Source organism: Marinitenerispora sediminis, from assembly GCF_003336425.1.
GTDB classification, from domain to species: domain Bacteria; phylum Actinomycetota; class Actinomycetes; order Streptosporangiales; family Streptosporangiaceae; genus Marinitenerispora; species Marinitenerispora sediminis.
Map to the genome: position 1 here is coordinate 1 of NZ_QEIO01000391.1, position 352 is coordinate 352.

At 71.3% G+C, this 352-nt stretch carries 1 protein-coding gene; it reads right to left on the reverse strand.

Annotation, left to right across the window (positions count from 1 at the left end; all coding sequences use genetic code 11):
- A partial coding sequence (locus DEF28_RS26955; RefSeq protein WP_114446279.1) for a methyltransferase occupies nucleotides 1-352 on the reverse strand: 352 nt, incomplete at both ends.

A 352-nucleotide genomic window follows, 5' to 3' on the forward strand; every position in this document is an offset into this window, starting at 1 on the left:
GGGCGAGGACGAGGAAGGAGAAGTCGAAGGGCACGGAGGGGGACTGCAGGATGGTGGCCTGTTCGATGGCCAGGCCGGCGGAGGCGGCGAGGGCGGTCCATTCGTCGCGGGTGCGGACGCGGCCGCCCATGAAGACGAGCATGCGCAGGTCGAGGAGGCTGAAGACGGGGTCGGAGCCGGTGTGGGGGACGTCGGCGCGCTCGTAGAGGAGGATGCGTCCGCCGGGGCGCAGGGCGGCGCGGCAGTGCCGGAGGATGCGGCGGGCGTCGTCGTCGTGCCAGTTGAGGAGCACGAAGGAGAGGGTGACGGCGTCGGCGGTGGTGGGGAACGGGGTGAAGAAGTCGTGTTCGAC